The 17,718-nt window shown below is 56.2% G+C and carries 17 protein-coding genes; 1 reads left to right on the forward strand and 16 read right to left on the reverse strand.

Annotation, left to right across the window (positions count from 1 at the left end; genetic code table 11):
* Positions 1 to 53: 53 nt before the first annotated feature.
* From asd to ggt, 7 genes are all read right to left on the reverse strand, one after another.
* Entirely contained in the window at positions 54 to 1,160 is a 1,107-nt protein-coding gene (gene asd / locus AOY23_RS00435) for an aspartate-semialdehyde dehydrogenase (RefSeq protein ID WP_054177902.1), read from the reverse strand.
* Positions 1,161 to 1,385: 225 nt separating this feature from the next.
* Positions 1,386 to 2,726 carry a gluconate transporter gene (gene gntU, locus AOY23_RS00440; protein ID WP_054177903.1) on the reverse strand — a complete coding sequence of 447 codons (1,341 nt, stop codon included), beginning with the start codon at positions 2,724 to 2,726 and terminating at the stop codon, positions 1,386 to 1,388.
* A gap of 3 nt (positions 2,727 to 2,729) precedes the next feature.
* Complete coding sequence (gene gntK / locus AOY23_RS00445; RefSeq protein WP_054177904.1) at positions 2,730 to 3,257, reverse strand: gluconokinase; 528 nt, start codon at positions 3,255 to 3,257, stop codon at positions 2,730 to 2,732.
* A gap of 138 nt (positions 3,258 to 3,395) precedes the next feature.
* Positions 3,396 to 4,391, reverse strand: coding sequence for a gluconate operon transcriptional repressor GntR (gene gntR, locus AOY23_RS00450; RefSeq protein ID WP_054177905.1), 996 nt, complete (start codon positions 4,389 to 4,391; stop codon positions 3,396 to 3,398).
* 93 nt (positions 4,392 to 4,484) lie between these two features.
* The gene (locus AOY23_RS00455; RefSeq protein ID WP_054177906.1) at positions 4,485 to 5,180 is read right to left on the reverse strand and encodes a pirin family protein; all 696 of its coding nucleotides are present in this window, start codon (positions 5,178 to 5,180) and stop codon (positions 4,485 to 4,487) included.
* Positions 5,181 to 5,303: 123 nt separating this feature from the next.
* Positions 5,304 to 6,341, reverse strand: coding sequence for an oxidoreductase (locus tag AOY23_RS00460; RefSeq protein ID WP_054177907.1), 1,038 nt, complete (start codon positions 6,339 to 6,341; stop codon positions 5,304 to 5,306).
* A 297-nt stretch (positions 6,342 to 6,638) separates the two neighbouring features.
* Complete coding sequence (gene ggt / locus AOY23_RS00465; RefSeq protein ID WP_152958351.1) at positions 6,639 to 8,381, reverse strand: gamma-glutamyltransferase; 1,743 nt, start codon at positions 8,379 to 8,381, stop codon at positions 6,639 to 6,641.
* A gap of 126 nt (positions 8,382 to 8,507) precedes the next feature.
* On the opposite strand from ggt, the gene AOY23_RS00470 reads away from it, so the two are divergent.
* A complete protein-coding gene (locus AOY23_RS00470; RefSeq protein ID WP_054177909.1) occupies positions 8,508 to 8,879 on the forward strand; it encodes a DUF2756 family protein in 372 nt (123 codons plus the stop codon).
* On the opposite strand, the gene ugpQ is transcribed toward AOY23_RS00470, so the two are convergent.
* The 9 genes from ugpQ to livH form a co-directional block, all read right to left on the reverse strand.
* A complete protein-coding gene (gene ugpQ / locus AOY23_RS00475; RefSeq protein WP_054177910.1) occupies positions 8,876 to 9,616 on the reverse strand; it encodes a glycerophosphodiester phosphodiesterase in 741 nt (246 codons plus the stop codon). The two genes, AOY23_RS00470 and ugpQ, sit on opposite strands and share 4 nt — an antisense overlap.
* The gene (locus AOY23_RS00480) at positions 9,613 to 10,686 is read right to left on the reverse strand and encodes a sn-glycerol-3-phosphate import ATP-binding protein UgpC (protein WP_054177911.1); all 1,074 of its coding nucleotides are present in this window, start codon (positions 10,684 to 10,686) and stop codon (positions 9,613 to 9,615) included. Before AOY23_RS00480 ends, ugpQ begins: the two co-directional genes overlap by 4 nt.
* Position 10,687: 1 nt before the next feature.
* On the reverse strand, positions 10,688 to 11,533 hold the full coding sequence (gene ugpE, locus AOY23_RS00485; RefSeq protein WP_054177912.1) for a sn-glycerol-3-phosphate ABC transporter permease UgpE: 846 nt from the start codon (positions 11,531 to 11,533) through the stop codon (positions 10,688 to 10,690).
* The gene (gene ugpA / locus AOY23_RS00490; RefSeq protein ID WP_054177913.1) at positions 11,530 to 12,417 is read right to left on the reverse strand and encodes a sn-glycerol-3-phosphate ABC transporter permease UgpA; all 888 of its coding nucleotides are present in this window, start codon (positions 12,415 to 12,417) and stop codon (positions 11,530 to 11,532) included. The genes ugpE and ugpA overlap by 4 nt, the downstream gene beginning before the upstream one ends.
* A gap of 102 nt (positions 12,418 to 12,519) precedes the next feature.
* Complete coding sequence (gene ugpB, locus AOY23_RS00495) at positions 12,520 to 13,836, reverse strand: sn-glycerol-3-phosphate ABC transporter substrate-binding protein UgpB (protein ID WP_054177914.1); 1,317 nt, start codon at positions 13,834 to 13,836, stop codon at positions 12,520 to 12,522.
* Positions 13,837 to 14,031: 195 nt separating this feature from the next.
* Positions 14,032 to 14,745 carry a high-affinity branched-chain amino acid ABC transporter ATP-binding protein LivF gene (gene livF, locus AOY23_RS00500; protein ID WP_054177915.1) on the reverse strand — a complete coding sequence of 238 codons (714 nt, stop codon included), beginning with the start codon at positions 14,743 to 14,745 and terminating at the stop codon, positions 14,032 to 14,034.
* Position 14,746: 1 nt separating this feature from the next.
* On the reverse strand, positions 14,747 to 15,511 hold the full coding sequence (gene livG, locus AOY23_RS00505; protein WP_054177916.1) for a high-affinity branched-chain amino acid ABC transporter ATP-binding protein LivG: 765 nt from the start codon (positions 15,509 to 15,511) through the stop codon (positions 14,747 to 14,749).
* The gene (locus tag AOY23_RS00510) at positions 15,508 to 16,785 is read right to left on the reverse strand and encodes a high-affinity branched-chain amino acid ABC transporter permease LivM (protein ID WP_054177917.1); all 1,278 of its coding nucleotides are present in this window, start codon (positions 16,783 to 16,785) and stop codon (positions 15,508 to 15,510) included. The genes livG and AOY23_RS00510 overlap by 4 nt, the downstream gene beginning before the upstream one ends.
* Positions 16,782 to 17,708 carry a high-affinity branched-chain amino acid ABC transporter permease LivH gene (livH, locus tag AOY23_RS00515; RefSeq protein WP_038158878.1) on the reverse strand — a complete coding sequence of 309 codons (927 nt, stop codon included), beginning with the start codon at positions 17,706 to 17,708 and terminating at the stop codon, positions 16,782 to 16,784. Before livH ends, AOY23_RS00510 begins: the two co-directional genes overlap by 4 nt.
* Between the last annotated feature and the right edge of the window lie 10 nt (positions 17,709 to 17,718).

The raw sequence follows: 17,718 nt of genomic DNA on the forward strand, positions 1-17,718 counted from the left end.
TTGTATTACGCAAAAAAAGGGGTGTCAGCGCACCCCTAAGTCATTAGAAATTATTACGCCAGTTGCCTCAGCATACGGCGCAGCGGTTCGGCGGCACCCCACAGCAGTTGATCACCAACGGTGAAGGCGGAAAGGTACTCCGGCCCCATGTTCAGCTTACGCAGACGGCCCACCGGCGTGGTTAAGGTACCGGTCACCGCCGCAGGGGTCAGCTCGCGCATGCTGATTTCACGATCATTCGGCACCACTTTCGCCCACGGATTATGTGCCGCCAGCATCTCTTCGATAGTTTGTACCGACACATCTTTTTTCAGTTTCAGTGTGAATGCCTGGCTGTGGCAGCGCAGCGCGCCAATGCGCACGCACAGGCCGTCCACCGGAATGGTGTGCTGCGTACCGAGAATTTTGTTGGTCTCAGCCTGGCCTTTCCACTCTTCACGGCTCTGACCGTTGTCGAGCTGTTTGTCGATCCACGGGATCAGGCTGCCCGCCAGCGGTACGCCGAAGTTGTCGACCGGCAGTTCGCCGCTGCGGGTCAGGCCGGTGACTTTGCGTTCGATGTCGAGGATGGCGGACGCCGGGTCTGCCAGCTCATCGGCAACGTAATTGTGCAACTGGCCCATCTGAGTCAGCAGCTCGCGCATATGGCGCGCACCACCGCCGGACGCGGCCTGATAGGTCGCCACAGACACCCACTCGATCAGATCCTGCGCGAACAGACCGCCGAGCGACATCAGCATCAGGCTGACGGTACAGTTGCCGCCGACAAAAGTATTAACGCCTTTGTTCAGCGCGTCGGTAATCACGCCCTGGTTAACCGGGTCAAGAATGATGATGGCATCGTCTTTCATGCGCAGCGACGAGGCGGCGTCAATCCAGTACCCCTGCCAGCCGCTGGCACGCAGCTTAGGGAAAATGTCGTTGGTATAATCGCCGCCCTGGCACGTCACGATAATATCGAGTGCCTTCAAAGCGTCCAGGTTGTAGGCATCCTGAAGCTTGCTCCCGACCTCTTTACCAAAACCGGGCGCGTCCTGCCCATGCTGCGAGGTGGAGAAAAAAACCGGGCGGATGGCGTCGAAGTCGTGCTCTTCAACCATGCGTTGCATGAGAACAGAGCCGACCATCCCGCGCCAGCCGATAAAGCCAACATTTTTCATAGCGTTTTTCCTGCAGAGGTGTGTGCTGTTGTGTATATGCGTTTTATCAGTGAACTGCGACACCTATCACATTACAAAATGCTACCAAAGTCGCAAGTGAAAATAATCAATGATTCCCGCAGTATCAGAAATTTTGCCGATGATAAGGCACGTTTTTTGATGAAGATGCGGTAAAAGCGGAAGGTAATGGCCCGGCAACGCGATCGCCACCGGGCTGAAGAGCGGTTAACTTAACAGCGAGAAGGCAATCATGCCGATGATCGCGCCGGTGGTACCGAGAATGGTTTCCATCAGCGTCCAGGTTTTCAGCGTCTGCGCTTCGGTCGCGCCGGTAAATTTACCGAACAACCAGAAACCGGCGTCGTTGACATGGCTGACCACAATGGAGCCGCCCGCGATACAGACAGAGAGCGCCGCCATCTGCGCGCCGCTGTAGTGCAGCGGTTCGATGACCGGCATCACCAGTCCCACCGCCGTCAGACAGGCCACGGTAGCCGAGCCCTGAATGATGCGCACCGCGGCCGCCAGCACAAAGCAGGTCAGGGCGATCGGCAGTCCCATCCCGGTCAGCGCTTCACCGAGCGCCGGGCCCACGCCAGAATCCACCAGCACCTGCTTGAACACGCCGCCCGCGCCGATCACCAGCAGAATAATGCCCGCCGGTTGCAGCGCATGACCGCAGATTTCCATCACTTTGTCTTTCGGCATCCCCTGGCGCATCGCCAGACCGTACATGGCGACCAGACAGGCGACCAGAATCGCAGTAAACGGATGACCGACGAACTCAAACCACTGGTAGGCCGTCGAGCCAGGCTCAACGAAGCGCGCCGCGATGGTTTTCAGCCCCACCAGCACCAGCGGCAGCAGGATCAGCGCGAGGCTGAAGCCGAAGGAGGGCATTTTCCCCTCGCCGAGATGCGGTTCGGTGACGTCGTCAGGAATGTGCAGTTCGACGTAACGACCAATGAAATTGCCGAACAGCGGACCCGCAATGATCATCCCCGGGATCGCCGCGCACAAGCCGATGAGGATCATCCAGCCAAAATCCGCGTGCATCTGCGAGGCCAGCAGCATCGGCGCCGGGCCAGGCAGCAGAAACGCAGCAGCGGCGGCAACCCCTGCAAACAGCGGGATCACCAGTTTCACCAGGTTCGTGCCGGTGTGACGCGCCATCGAAAACGCCACGCTAATCAGCAGCACAATCGCCACTTCGAAGAACAGCGGCAACGCGCAAATCAGCCCCGCCAGACCAATCGCATAATGCGCGCGACTGTGGCCAAACGATTTCAGCATCCTGACGGCAATTTGATCAACTGCGCCAGTTTCGTGCAGGATCTTGCCAAACATCGCTCCCAGCGCGACAACAATCGCCAGAAAGCCCAGTGTGCCTCCCATCCCTTTTTCCATCGTGGCCGCGATTTTGTCGAGCGGCATTCCGGAAAAGAGACCTGCACCAATAGAAACCACCATCAATGCCACGAAAGCATGCATACGCGCTTTCATGACCAAAAACAGCAGCAGTAAAACCGAACCCGCTGCTGTTAACACTAACGTCAATGTACTCACTACTTACTGCCTTTTGTTGATAACCTCAATGGTGCTCGCAACAACGCCTTCCAGCGATTGATCGATATCTACCACCAGCACATCACTTTCGTCAGCGCCCGGCTCCTGCAGCGTTTCAAACTGCGTCACCAACATCTGCGTTTTAAAGAAATGGCCTTTACGTGCTTTCAGACGGCCTTCAATCACGTCGAAATCACCTTTCAGGTAGATGAAAGAGAGGTTCGGGTTCCCGGCGCGCAGGATATCGCGATAGGTTTTTTTCAGCGCAGAGCAAACGATCAGCGACACTTTGTTGGTGCGCTGCATGGCGAAAGCGGCGTCGTTAAGCGCCTGCAGCCACGGTTTGCGATCGTCATCATTCAGCGGCTCGCCGGATGACATTTTGTCGATATTTTTGCGCGGATGCAGAAAGTCGCCATCAAGAAACGCGGCTTTCAGTTGATACGCCACTTCACTGGCAACAGCAGATTTTCCACTGCCGGAAACGCCCATCAGGACGTAGATATGGTTATCATGGTTAGTCGTGCTCATTGTGTCGCTCCCACAGCACCGTTGGTTAATTTGTTACGGGTAACAGTTATCGGTAACATTGTCCTGCCGGGTCAGAGCAGAAGCAATATCCATTCGTGCGGGATGTTTATAACTGTGAGCTACATCAACTTTGTCAGACTAAATGGATCCGCCCGGTGACAACGTGAAACCTAAATCTAACATCTTAGGTGTTACGTTCTCGCCACGAAGGCGAGCCAGCAGACGCTCGGCGCCAATCTGCCCCATCCGCTCACGCGGCGTCAGCACGCTGGCAAGACGCGGCTCCATAACCTGACCGATGTCGTGACCGTGAAAACCGGCGATCGCCATGTCATCAGGAATTTTCAGCCCCAGACGCTGGCATTCAAACGCCGCGCCTACCGCCAGGTCATCGTTGGTACAGAAGATGCCGTCCAGTTGCGGATACTCGCGTCGCGCCTGGCGCATCAGCTCAATACCGGACGAGTATGACGACGACTGCTCCATCATCACGCTGTAGGGCATTAACCCGGCGTCGATCATCGCCTGCTCATATCCCTTCTGCTTGATGATAGTACGTTCATCAAGACGTGCACCGAGATAGGCGACATGACGATGGCCACGGGCGATGATCGCCGCGGTCATCTGGCGGGCGGCTTCAAAGTTGTCGAAACCGACGGCGATATCCAGGCAGGGGGATTTGCTGTCCATCAGTTCCACCACCGGGATCCCCGCCACTTCGATCATTTTCAGTGTCCGCGGCGTGTGGGTACGTTCGGTGAGAATTAATCCGTCGATATTCCAGGAGAGCATCGATTCCAGCCGCTCCTCTTCCATCTCCGGCTTATAGCCGTAGTGCGCCAGCATGGTCTGATAACCGTGCGCATCGGTCACGCTTTCAATTCCGCGCAACACTTCAGCAAAGACCTGGTTGGTGAGGGAAGGTAACAGGACGCCGATCGCACGACTGGTGGCATTAGAGAGGATATCTGGCGCGCGGTTCGGGATATAACCCAGTTCATCGAGAGCGGCGGCAATCTTGCCACGCAATGCCACGGACACCTGTTCCGGGTTACGTAAAAAACGGCTGACTGTCATTTTGGTCACGCCGACACGATCTGCCACATCCTGAAGTACGGGTCTTTTCTTTTTCATCGTCCTGAGAGAAACCGATTGAGAAACATTCCTTCAGTTTATCACGGAGATGACTCAACCTTCCCATGGGAAAAGGGAAGGTTGAGATTTTATTTATACCGGCGGCAGATCAAACAGCAGAATTTCGCTGGCTTCATCGGCATGAACCGAGATCGCCTGCTCATCCCAGATTGCCAGTCCATCGCTGGTCGTGGCTTTGGTGCCGTTAATGGTGACGTTGCCTTTCACCACCTGGATCCACACGCGGCGGTTGGCGGCGATCTGATGAATCGACTGTTCATTTTTCGCCAGCGCCCAGCGGTACAGTTCCATATCCTGATGCACTTTCAGGGAGCCATCACGCGCTTGCGGTGACAGTACCAGTTGTTTACCCTGCGCGGCATCAAAGCGACGCTGCTCGTAGCGCGGGGTAATGCCGGTTTCATCCGGAATGATCCAGATCTGATACAGGCGCAGACGCTCGGTCTCGCTCGGGTTGTACTCAGAGTGGCGAACGCCGGTCCCTGCACTCATGATCTGGAATTCACCCGCCGGTACCTGCTCTTTGTTGCCCATGCTGTCCTGATGTTCCACCGCGCCTTCCAGCACGTAAGTCAGGATTTCCATGTCTTTATGCGGATGGGTGCCAAACCCCTGTCCGGCATCGATGACGTCGTCGTTAATCACCCGCAACGCGGAGAAGCCCATAAAGTTGGCGTCATAATAATTGGCGAAAGAGAAAGTATGCCAGGAGTCCAGCCAGCCGTGGTTCGCATGGCCACGTTCGTTTGCTTTGCGTAAATAAATCATTGTGTTCACCCCGTGTTCGTTTCGATGGGATAAGTGTGTACCCGATCTCCCTGAGATCATAGAGGGTGAAAATTGACTCCTCTGTTCAAAAAATATGAACAAGCACAGAGGAGTCAGTGTGGCTTATTTTGCGAGGGTTACGGTGGCAGGAGACGCCTGTTCGAACCCGCGTTCGAGGATTTCGAGATTGGTGAGAACTTCAGATTCCTTGACGTAATTCGGGCGACCATTGACGATCGTTTCATACAGCGCGTCATACACGCGGCCATAGTCGCCGGTTTCCGGTTTCACCGCTTCACGCACGGTAACCCCTTCCTCATTGACGTACTCCAGTTGGCCGATGCTGTCATCCGCGGCGAAACCTGGCTCACCCGGCATGATATTGGCTTTCAGGCTGGTTTCCTGCTGATCGATACCGTATTTCAGGTAAGACCCTTTGGTGCCATGAACGATAAATTTGGGGTAGTCGATTTTCACCAGATGGCTGGTTTTGACGATCGCTTTCAGGTTGCCGTAGAACAGTTGCGCTTCAAAGGTATCGTCCGGATTGGCGTGATTACGCAGGCTGCGGATGTCGTACGCGACGTGGTCCGGGCGGCCAAACAGCGAAATAATTTGATCCATCGTATGCACGCCGAGGCCATAAAACGCGCCGTCCTGCGGCAGGCCGGGGTTCGCGTCAACCACCGGACGGTAGTAATCAAAGTGGCTTTCGATTTCGACGATCTCGCCCAGCTTACCGCTCTCAATCACTTTTTTGGCGGTGAGGAAGCAGGAGTCAAAGCGACGGTTCTGATACGGCGTGACCGTCAGCCCTTTGCTCTGCGCCAGTTCAAACAACACCTTCGCTTCGGTCATCGTCGGGGTAAAGGGTTTTTCCACCAGCACGTTTTTCCCCGCTTCCAGCGCGCGTTTTGCATAATCAAAATGGCTGTCGGCATGGGTACAGACGATCACCAGTTTGACCTTTGGATCGTCAAACACGTCGTTAAGATCGCTGGTGAAATGGATGTGGGAATACTGCGGATGCTGCTCTTCCGGTTTCGCGCTGCGGCGAAAGATATGCGCCACATGCCAGCTATTTTTACGGTTAAGAACGTAAGGGAGATGGTATCGGGTGGTGCTCTTACCAAAACCGATAAATGCGCAATGTAAGGTCATGGTGCAATCCTTTTTTGAAGGTGACTGCCACATACCTTAGCGCAAGTTGAGGGAGGGTGTCGCAGGTTACGTTATTTCAGGCACTAAGCACGCGCACCTCAGCCGTCGGCGGAAGATACGGGTCAAAAAAAAAGCCAGCGAAGCGCTGGCTATAAAATAATACTGGAAGCAATGTGAGCAATGTCGTGCTTTCAGGTAATCCCGTAGAGGTCTCCCTGAACGCACAGCAATAATAATCATTATCATTCGCACTTGTCTATCTCTTTTTGTAATAAATTCCGGTTGACGGCGTTTTCTTTAATACCCCGCCGTTAAATCATCCGGCGAGCGGGGATCGGATGCGCCATACAGCGCACCGTCCGGGCCGATCATAATACTCTGGGTGCTGCCCATCGCCGCTTTCACCGCCACTTTTTGCCCTTTCTGTTCCAGCACTTTTAGCGTGTCCGGGCTAAAACCTTTTTCAACCCACAACTCATCCGGCAGCCACTGGTGATGGAAGCGTGGTGCGTTGGTCGCTTCGGCGACGTTCATTCCAAAATCGATGCTGTTTACGACCATTTGCAGCACGGTGGTGATGATCCGACTGCCGCCCGGGCTGCCGGTGACCAGCCAGGTTTTACCGTCTTTGACGACGATGGTCGGCGACATCGATGAAAGTGGTCGTTTTTTCGGCTCGACAGCGTTGGCATCGCCGCCCACCAGTCCGTATACGTTCGGCACACCTGGTTTGGCAGAGAAATCATCCATCTCGTTGTTCAGCAAAATACCGGTGTTCCCGGCGACAATCCCGGTACCGAATGTCGTGTTAAGCGTGTAAGTCACCGCCACCGCATTGCCGTCTTTATCGACGACGGAATAATGCGTGGTCTGATTACTTTCATACGGCGCCAGTTTGCCGGGGCGGATTTCGCTCGACGGTTTAGCCTTGTTGATATCAATCTCATCGGCAATTGATTTGGCGTAGGCTTTGCTGGTCAGCGCCTGCCACGGCACTTTTACGAAGTCCGGGTCGCCGAGGTATTCCGAACGGTCAGCGTATGCACGTTTCTCCGCTTCCACCATCAGTTGCATCGCGTCGGCGCTGCCGAAGCCGTATTTATGCAGGTCGAAGTTTTCCAGGATGTTGAGGATCTGTACGATGTGAATGCCGCCTGACGATGGCGGCGGCATGGAGAACACCTGGTATCCACGATAATCGCCGCTGATCGGCGTACGCTCTACAGCCTTGTAATTCGCCAGATCCGCTTTGCTCATCAGGCCGCCGTTTTTCTGCATCTCTTCGACAATCTGATCGGCAATTGCCCCTTTGTAAAAAGCATCAGGGCCGTTTTCCGCAATCATTTCGAGGCTCTTCGCCAGATTTTTCTGCACCAGCGTGTCGCCTTTTTTCAGCGGCTCACCATTTTTCCAGAAAATGGCTTTGCTGTTTTCATGAGCAGGGATCACTTCGCTACCGTAGGTTTTGAGGTCGTCCGCCAGCGCGTCGTTCACCACAAAGCCCTCTTCAGCAAGCTTGTGCGCCGGGCGGATCACCTTATTCAGCGGCATCGTGCCGTATTTTTCCAGCGCCAGCGAGAAACCCGCAACGGTGCCCGGCGTGCCGGACGCCAGTGACGAAGTAAGTGATTTCTTGCTGTCCGGGTTACCCTCATCATCCAGGAACATGTCGCGTGTGGCCTGCTCAGGCGCGATTTCGCGAAAGTCGATGGCGGTCGTTTTACCGTCTTTGGTGCGCAGCATCATGAAGCCGCCACCGCCAAGATTTCCCGCCTGCGGATGGGTGACCGCCAGCGCATAACCCACGGCCACGGCGGCGTCGACCGCGTTACCGCCCTGCTTCAAAATATCGACGCCCACGCGGGTCGCGAGCGCATCCACGGAGGAGACCATGCCCTGTTGCGCGCGGACAGGATGAAACACATCCTCCTCCACGCCATAGGACACCGGCGGCGCGGCAGGAGGGGTCGCAGCGACGGCAAAGGTGCCTCCCGCCAGCAGGGCAGCGATCGCCACCCCACGCAAAAATGAGGATTTCATCATTGTTGTTCTCCAGGTGATAAGATCTATGCTCCGGCTTAAGCCTGGTTCACAACTCTTAAAAAATCATCGTTATGCCTGAATCAGGGTAAACTTAAGAGAGACCTCAGAGGGAGGGAATGAAAAATGAAACGTGTGTTATTGATAACGGCATTGTTGCCGTTTGCTGTACTGGCACAGCCCCTGAACACCACGAATAACCCGAATCTGCCGGGCTATCAAATTCCCAGTCAGCAGCGGATGCAAACCCAGATGCTAAACCAGCAGCAACAGCATAAAGGGATGTTAAATCAGCAAATTCAGACGCAGACCCGCAACCAGCAGCAGCATCTGCAAATGCAGATGAACGACAACGCGCAGCGCATCCGACAGGGCCAGCCGCGTGAGCAGGTCCTGCCCAATACCAACGGAGGGATGCTGAACAACACGACGCAGGAGAGCGGTCAGCAGCACATGTTACCGTCGCGTCAGAACGGCGACATGCTGAAAAATCCTTAAGGCTCGAAATCGGCGCCGATGACGTCAATCGCATCGGTGCAGATGCAGTCCACGCCCCAGTGTAAAAGCTCCGACGCGCGCTGGGGTTTATTCACGGTGTATACCAGAATACGCAGCCCCGCCGCTTTCAGCATGCTCACGCGTTCTTCGTCCAGCAATTTGTGATTCAGGTGAATCGATACGCAGCCAAGGCGCGTTGTCAGCGACTGCCAGTCATCGCGCCATTCGTCGAGCAACAATCCGCGCGGCAGCTCCGGTACGGCGGCCTGCGCCGCTTCCAGTGCATCGATATCAAAGGAAGAGAGCAACGGCGCGGTCATGTCCTGCCACAGCTCGCGTGCCGCCAGCGCCACCACTTTTCCGGTCAGCGGCCCGGTGCCGGTGGTTGGCTTAATTTCAATATTCGCCATCATGCCCTGCTCACGGCAGCGCTGCGCCACGTCTGTCAGAAGCGGCAACGGTTCGCCTTTGAACTCGCCACTGAACCAACTCCCGGCATCCACACGTTGCAGGTCGCTCCACGTCAGATCCCCTGCCACGCCCCAACCATTGCTGGTACGTTCAAGGTGATCGTCATGCAGCAGGAAAATCTCGCCATCCTTTGACAGCTTAACGTCAAACTCGACCATCAGATGGCCGTAGTACGCGCCAACATCAATGGCGGCCAGTGTGTTTTCCGGCGCCAGTTTACCGCCGCCACGGTGTGCGACAATGTGTGGATAAGGCCAGTAGCTCATATGCGTTGTCCTGTTTCTCCATCAAACAGATGCAGATGATTTTCCGCCAGATGCAGCCACAGCGTGCTGCCCGCCTGCGGGCGCTGCTGATGCGGCAGACGCACCACCAGCTTTTGTTCTCCCCAGCGTCCGTGCGCCAGGTTATCTGCACCCAGAATCTCGAGCGTATCCAGCACCATCGGAATACCGCCCTCTGCCTGCGAGCTTAACGCAATATGTTCCGGACGGATACCCAGTGTCATGTTGCGCCCGGCATATCCGCGGAATTGCCAGTTAATGGGCAGCGCCATGCCGCTGTCCAGCTCAAAATGGGTGCCTGCCTGACTGACTCGGCCATCCAGCAGGTTCATCGCCGGGCTGCCGATAAAGCTCGCCACGAAGCGAGAGGCCGGTTTTTCATATACTTCGACCGGTGTGCCGATTTGCTCGGCAACGCCTTTGTTCATCACCATCACCCGCTGCGCCAGCGTCATCGCTTCCACCTGGTCATGGGTGACGTACAGCGAAGTAGTGTTCAGGCGGCGATGCAGCTGTTGCAGTTCAAGGCGCATCTGGACGCGCAGCTTGGCGTCAAGGTTGGAGAGCGGTTCATCAAACAGAAAGACCGCCGGATCGCGCACAATCGCGCGCCCCATCGCCACACGCTGGCGCTGACCGCCGGAAAGCTCACGCGGACGGCGCTTCAGCAAACCGTCCAGTTCCAGAATACGTGCCGCTTCCTGCACACGCCCGGCGATGTGCGCTTTGCCCATGCCGCGAATTTTCAGGCCCCAGGCCATGTTCTCTTCCACGCTCATGTGCGGATAGAGCGCATAGTTCTGAAACACCATCGCGATACCGCGATCTTTCGGCTCCATTTCAGTGACACGCTGGCGATCAATCCAGATATCGCCGCTGGTGACGCGCTCAAGCCCGGCCACCATGCGTAACAGTGTCGATTTACCACAGCCGGACGGGCCGACCATTACAATGAACTCACCGTCAGACACATCAACGGTTAACGGCTGGATCACCTGCGTTTTTCCGCCATCCCAGCTTTTGCTTACTGCCTGTAATTTCAATCCGGCCATCTTATTTCTCACTGTCCACTAAACCACGCACAAACGCGCGCTGCATGGCTAAAACGATAATTACGGGAGGAATGAGCGTGAGCAGCATCGCGGCCATCACCTGATTCCAGAGCGTGGTGCCTTCACCATTGGAGATCATCCCTTTGATGCCCGCCACGGCGGTGCCGAGATTCACATCCTGAATAATCAGCAGCGGCCACAGATACTGGTTCCAGCCGTAAATGAAGGTGATCACGAACAGCGCCGCGAGGTTGGTTTTCGACAGCGGCAGCACGATGTCGCGGAAAAAGCGCATCGCCGACGCGCCATCAATGCGCGCAGCTTCAATCAGTTCGTCCGGCAGCGTCATGAAAAACTGACGGAACAGGAAGGTGGCGGTGGCCGAGGCCATCAGCGGCAGCGTCAGACCGGTGTAGCTGTCGAGCATGTTCAGCCGGGCGATCACTTCCACCGTCGGGAAGATACGTACTTCCACCGGCAGCATCAGGGTGATGAAGATCATCCAGAAGAACAGGTTACGCAGCGGAAAACGAAACCAGACGATGGCGAAGGCGGAGAGGATCGAGACGGCGATTTTGCCCACTGTAATGCCGAACGCCATGATGAAACTGTTGAGCATCATCAGCCAGAACGGCGCACTGTTAACGCCGACGCCCTCCCGCCAGATGGTCGCCATGTTCTCCAGCAGATGTGTTCCCGGCACCAGCGTCATTGGCGTGGCGTACACCGCGTTGTTGTCGAGCGTGGCCGCCACGAACGCGACGTACAGCGGAAACAGGATCACCGCAATACCGAGAATTAACATAGTGTGGCTGAATATCGTCAGCCCGGGGCGATGCTCAATCATTGGTAACGCACCTTGCTTTCAACGTAGCGGAACTGCACTACCGTCAGGACAATCACCAGCATCATCAGCACCACCGACTGCGCGGCAGAGGCGGAGAGATCAAGCCCGGCAAACCCTTCACGGTAAATTTTATAGATAAGCGTGGTCGTGGCCTGCACCGGCCCGCCCGCGGTAGCGGCATCGATCACCGGGAAGGTATCGAAGAAGGCGTAAACCAGGTTCACCACCAGCAGGAAAAAACTGACGGGCGCAATCAGCGGCAGCGACAGCTTAAAGAAACGACGAATCGGCCCGGCACCGTCAATTGCGGCGGCCTCGACCAGCGAACGGGGAATCGACTGCAGCGCGGCAAAGAAGAACAGGAAGTTGTAGCTGATCTGCTTCCAGACCGAGGCGAAAACCACGAGGAACATCGCCTGTCCGCTGTTCTGCGCGTGGTTCCAGTCATAACCGAACTCACCCAGCGCATGGGTGATTAACCCGCGTCCCGGGTTGAAGAGGAAGATCCACAGCACCGCCGCCACGGCGGGCGCCACTGCGTAGGGCAGCAGCATCAGTGTCTGATATAACCGGCTGCCGCGAACCACATAATCCACCAGTGCGGCAAAGAACAGTGAGACCAGCAGGCCGCTGACGGTCACCAGCGTACTGAATTTGATGGTGGTCCAGAAAGAATCCAGATAGTAGCTGTCGTGAAACAGCGCGACAAAGTTATCCAGGCCAACAAACTGACTGGAAAGCCCGAATGGATCAACGCTTTGCAGCGAGTACCACAATGCTTCGCCCGCAGGCCAGATAAAGAAAATGAGGGTGATCGCCAGCTGTGGCGCGACGAGGAGATAGGGCAGCCAACGAGAACGAAACACCGGACGGGATGAGGACATTAAAATTGGGTTCCTGAACAGCGCCGGGTGACGGCTCCGCCTTACCCGGCCTACGAAGTACTAAATGTAGGCCCGGTAAGCGCAGCGCCACCGGGCAATTTATTAAGATTTCGTCGACTGCTCAAAGCGACGCAGCAGCTGATTGCCACGTTCAACGGCGGCGTCCAGTGCCTGCTGAGGCGTTTTCTTACCTGTCCATACGCTTTCCAGCTCTTCATCCACCACGGTACGGATCTGCGGCATGTTGCCCAGACGCATACCTTTGGTGAACGGCAACGGCGGCTTGTTCAGCATCTGACGAGTGGCGATATCCGCGCCCGGGTTTTTGTCGTAATAGCCCTGCTCGCGGGTCAGGTCATACGCGGCTTTGGTGATCGGCAGGTAACCGGTTTTCTGGTGCCATTCCGCGGCGTTTTCTGGTTTCGCCAGGAACTCGAGGAATTTCGCCACGCCGGTGTAGGTCGCTTTGTCTTTACCCTGCATGACCCACAGGCTGGCGCCGCCGATAATCGCGTTCTGCGGTGCGCCTTTCACGTCAGCGTCATATGGCATCATACCCACGCCATAATTGAATTTGGCGTAATGACGGATGTCTGCCAGTGAACCGGAAGAGGCGGTGGTAATGGCGCAGTCACCGTTATAGAACTTCTCGGTGGACTCGTCTTTACGACCGAAGTAGCTGAAATCACCCTTCTTGTTCAGTTCTTCGAGCATGGCGATGTGTTTCACCTGCTCCGGCTTGTTGAATTCCAGCACCGCGTCAGTACCGTCAAAGCCGTTATTTTTGGTTGCGACCGGCAGACCGTGCCAGGCGCTGAAGTTTTCAATCTGGATCCAACCCTGCCAGCCGCTGGCGTAACCACATTTCGCGCCAGACGCTTTCAGTTTCGCCGTATACGCGGCCAGATCCTGCCAGGTTTTCGGCGGCTGCTCCGGATCTAAACCGGCTTTTTTGAAGGCATCTTTGTTGTAGTACAGCACCGGCGTGGAGCTGTTGAACGGCTGAGACAGCAGGTGACCCGTTTTCGAATCGGAGTAGTAACCGGAAACGGTCGGGACGAACTGTGACTCATCAAATTTGATGTTGGCGTCGCTGAACACTTCATACACCGGCTTGATCGCTTTGGAAGCCATCATGGTGGCGGTGCCAACTTCATAAACCTGTAACAGGGCGGGAGCGTTGCCGGTACGGAACGCGGCGATACCCGCGCTCAGGCTTTGTTCATAGTTGCCTTTATAAACCGGCACAATTTTGTAATCCGGGTTTGCCTGGTTGAAACGTTGCGCCAGGGAATCCACTTCTTTTCCCAGTTCCCCTTCCATGGAATGCCAGAACGGGATCGTGGTTTCTGCCAGCGCGTTGCCAGCAAATGCCAGACTGAGCGCCAGTCCTAAAGCTGTGTGTCGTAACGAAGTCATTCGGTTATCTCTCTTGTTTTGTGCCGGATGCGCGAAATCACGCGTTTGTGCTCGCGAGGTAACATGACATGTACGAATGACAGAAAAATAATCTTTCAGTTACAGAGAGATGACAGGAGCGCGGAAGAAAAATGATGAAATGGTGACGAAACGATGTAAGCCCGGCACGATGCACGCGGCCGGGCAATGAATGAATTAACCGCCGAGGTAAGCGCTGCGTACGGCTTCGTTTGCCAGCAACGCGTCGCCGGTATCGGATAGCACGACGTGCCCGTTTTCCAGCACGTAACCACGGTCGGCGAGTTTCAGCGCCTGGTTAGCGTTCTGCTCGACGAGGAAGATGGTCATACCCTGATCGCGCAATTGTTCGATGGTATCGAATATCTGCTGGATGATGATCGGCGCCAGGCCAAGCGACGGTTCGTCCAGCAACAGCAGACGCGGCTGGCTCATCAACGCGCGGCCAATCGCCAGCATTTGCTGCTCGCCACCGGACATGGTGCCCGCACGCTGGAGACGACGCTCATGCAGGCGCGGGAACAATTCATAGACCCACTGAATGCGCGTCTGATACTGATCGCGATCGGCAAAAAAGCCGCCCATCGCCAGGTTCTCTTCCACCGTCATCCGCGAAAAGACGCGACGACCTTCCGGCACAATCGCCACCGCTTCCCGCATGATTTTCGCGGTTTGCCAGTCGGTAATGTCTTTACCGTCGAACACCACCTTCCCGCTGGTCGCGCGCGGATCGCCGCACAGCGTGCCGAGCAGCGTGGTTTTCCCCGCACCGTTGGCACCAATGAGCGTCACAATTTCGCCCTGATTAATATGCAAACTGACGTTATGCAGCGCCTGAATTTTACCGTAGTGGGCGCTGACACCGTCAAAAGACAGCATGACTTTTTCCATCTTATGCCTCACCCAAATACGCGCGGATCACATCCGGGTTATTACGAATTTCCTCCGGCGTCCCTTTCGCCAGCGGCATTCCCTGATTCACGACGTAAATACGATCGGAAATCCCCATCACCAGTTTCATATCATGCTCAATCAGCAGAATGGTGGTGTTGTGATGGCTGCGCAGCTCGGCGATAAGTTCGTCCAGCTCTTTGGTCTCTTTCGGGTTAAGCCCTGCCGCCGGCTCGTCGAGCATCAGGATTTCCGGCAGCGTCACCATACAGCGGGCAATCTCCAGACGACGCTGGTCACCATAAGCCAGGTTGCTCGCCTGACGGTTGGCATGCGCCAGCAGGCCGATACGCTCAAGCCAGGCCGCGGCGCGATCCAGCGATTCACTTTGCGCGCGGCGGAACGCCGGGGTTTTCAGCAACCCCGAGAACACCCCGGTTTTCAGTTGCTGATGTTGCGCCACCAGCAGGTTTTCAATCACTGTCATTTCACGGAACAAGCGCACGTGCTGGAAAGTCCGCACCACGCCCATCCGGGCAATCTGCTGACCCGACATACCCTCGAGGTGTTGCTCGCGAAGGCGAATAGTGCCGCCGGTCGGTTTATAAAAACCGGTCAGGCAGTTGAACACGGTGGTTTTCCCCGCGCCGTTCGGCCCAATCAGCGAGACGATTTCCCGCGGATACAGCTCCAGCGACACGTTGTTAACTGCCAGCAAGCCGCCGAAGCGCATCATCAGGCCATCAACAGATAATAATGGACTCATGCCCGCTCTCCTTTCGCTTGCCCGTTTTTCAGTTTCATCTGCACACGGGTCATCGGCAGTAAGCCCTGCGGACGCCAGATCATCATCAGCACCATCAAACCACCCAGCATTAACATGCTGTATTCATTGAAATCACGCATCAGTTCGCGCGAGACCACCAGCAGGATAGCCGCCAGGATGACCGCAAACTGAGAACCCATCCCGCCAAGCACCACGATCGCCAGCACAAACGCCGATTCGGCGAAGGTGAAAGATTCCGGGCTGACGAAACCCTGACGGGCGGCGAACAGCGTACCGGCAAAACCCGCAAACGCGGCGCTGATGGTGAACGCCGTCAGCTTGATACGCGTCGGGCTCAGGCCCAGCGAGCGGCAGGCGATTTCATCTTCGCGCAACGCTTCCCACGCGCGGCCCAGCGGCATACGCAGCAGACGGTTAATCACGAACAGGCTCAACACCACCAGCAGCAGCGCCACCAGGTAGAGGAACACCACGCGGTCGGATGGATCATATTTCACGCCGAAGAAGTTGCTGAAGGTATCCCAGCCGCCTTCGCGGGCGGTACGGCTGAACTCGAGACCGAAAAGTGTCGGTTTCGGGATCTGGCTGATGCCGTTCGGGCCACCGGTAATTTCGGTGTTGTTGAGCAGCAGAATGCGGACGATTTCCCCGAAGCCGAGGGTCACGATGGCCAGATAGTCACCGCGCAAACGCAGTACCGGGAAGCCAAGCAGGAAGCCCGCCAGCGCCGATACCAGACCGGCGAGCGGCAGGCAGGTCCAGAAGCCGAGGCCGTAATAGTGGTTCAGCAGCGCGAAAGTGTAGGCGCCGATGGCGTAGAAACCGCCGTAGCCCAGCACCAACAGCCCGGACAGGCCCACCACCACGTTCAGGCCAAGACCGAGAATGATGTAAATCATCGTCAGGGTGGCGATGTCCACCGTACCGCGGGAGACCATAAACGGCCAGGCGACGGCAATCACCAGCAGCGCAATCAGAAACAGCTTCTGTTTTACCGTCGAGCCATCAATCGCTGGCAGAATAAACTTCGGCCCGGAGACGCCTTTCAGAGCATGAGTGAACAACGGGCGCAGTAACTGAAAGAAAAAGACCACTGCAGTGCCGATAAACACCCACTGCCAGCGAATATCCGACGCCGAACCCACGATCAGTCTGGTGCCGTCCAGCCCCAGCTGTACGCCCATGAACACACCGGCCAGCACGAAAAACAGGACCGCCGAAAGCAGCGCCATCGCAAAATGCATCGGTTTCATACTTTTTCTACCTCCGGGCGACCCAGGATGCCGGTCGGCATCACCAGCAGCACCAGAATCAGCAGCGCAAACGACACCACATCTTTATATTCGGTACTCAGATACGCAGAAGAGAGCGCTTCCGCCACGCCGAGGATCAGCCCGCCGATCATCGCCCCCGGAATACTGCCGATCCCGCCCAGCACCGCAGCAGTAAAGGCTTTCATCCCTGCCATAAACCCGATGTACGGGTTGATAACGCCGTAGAACTGCCCAAGCAACACACCCGCCACTGCCGCCATCGCCGCGCCGATCACAAAGGTCAGCGCGATGACGCGGTCAGTGTTAATGCCGAGCAGGCTCGCCATTTTCAGATCTTCCGCGCAGGCACGGCAGGCGCGACCCATGCGCGAGTAGCGAATGAACACCGTCAGCGCCAGCATCGCGATAAAGGTCACGACCCAGATAACCAACTGCATTGTGGTAATGGAGGCAGAGAAATGTTCGCTGCTTCCCACCACCCACTGACCATCAACCAGGTTCGGCAGGGCGATATCACGCGAGCCTTCCGTCAGGCTGACGTAGTTTTGCAGGAAGATGGACATCCCGATGGCGGAGATCAGCGCGATCAGACGCTTGGAGCTGCGCACCGGGCGGTAAGCCACCCGTTCGATGCTCCAGCCGTAGGCGCTGGCGATGATAATCGCGCCAATAAAACCGGCGGCGATCAGCAGCCAGCTGGCGTCAATACCCAGCATCATGAGCGCGGCGATGATCATGAACGAGACATAGCTGCCGATCATGTACACCTCGCCATGGGCGAAGTTGATCATGCCGATAATGCCGTACACCATGGTGTAGCCGATGGCGATCAGCGCATAGGTGCTTCCCAGCGTGACGCCGTTAAACATCTGCTGCAAAAAATAGAGGAACTGCTCGGACATAAAGTAACCT

Source organism: Trabulsiella odontotermitis (genome assembly GCF_001297775.1).
Classification (GTDB): domain Bacteria; phylum Pseudomonadota; class Gammaproteobacteria; order Enterobacterales; family Enterobacteriaceae; genus Trabulsiella; species Trabulsiella odontotermitis.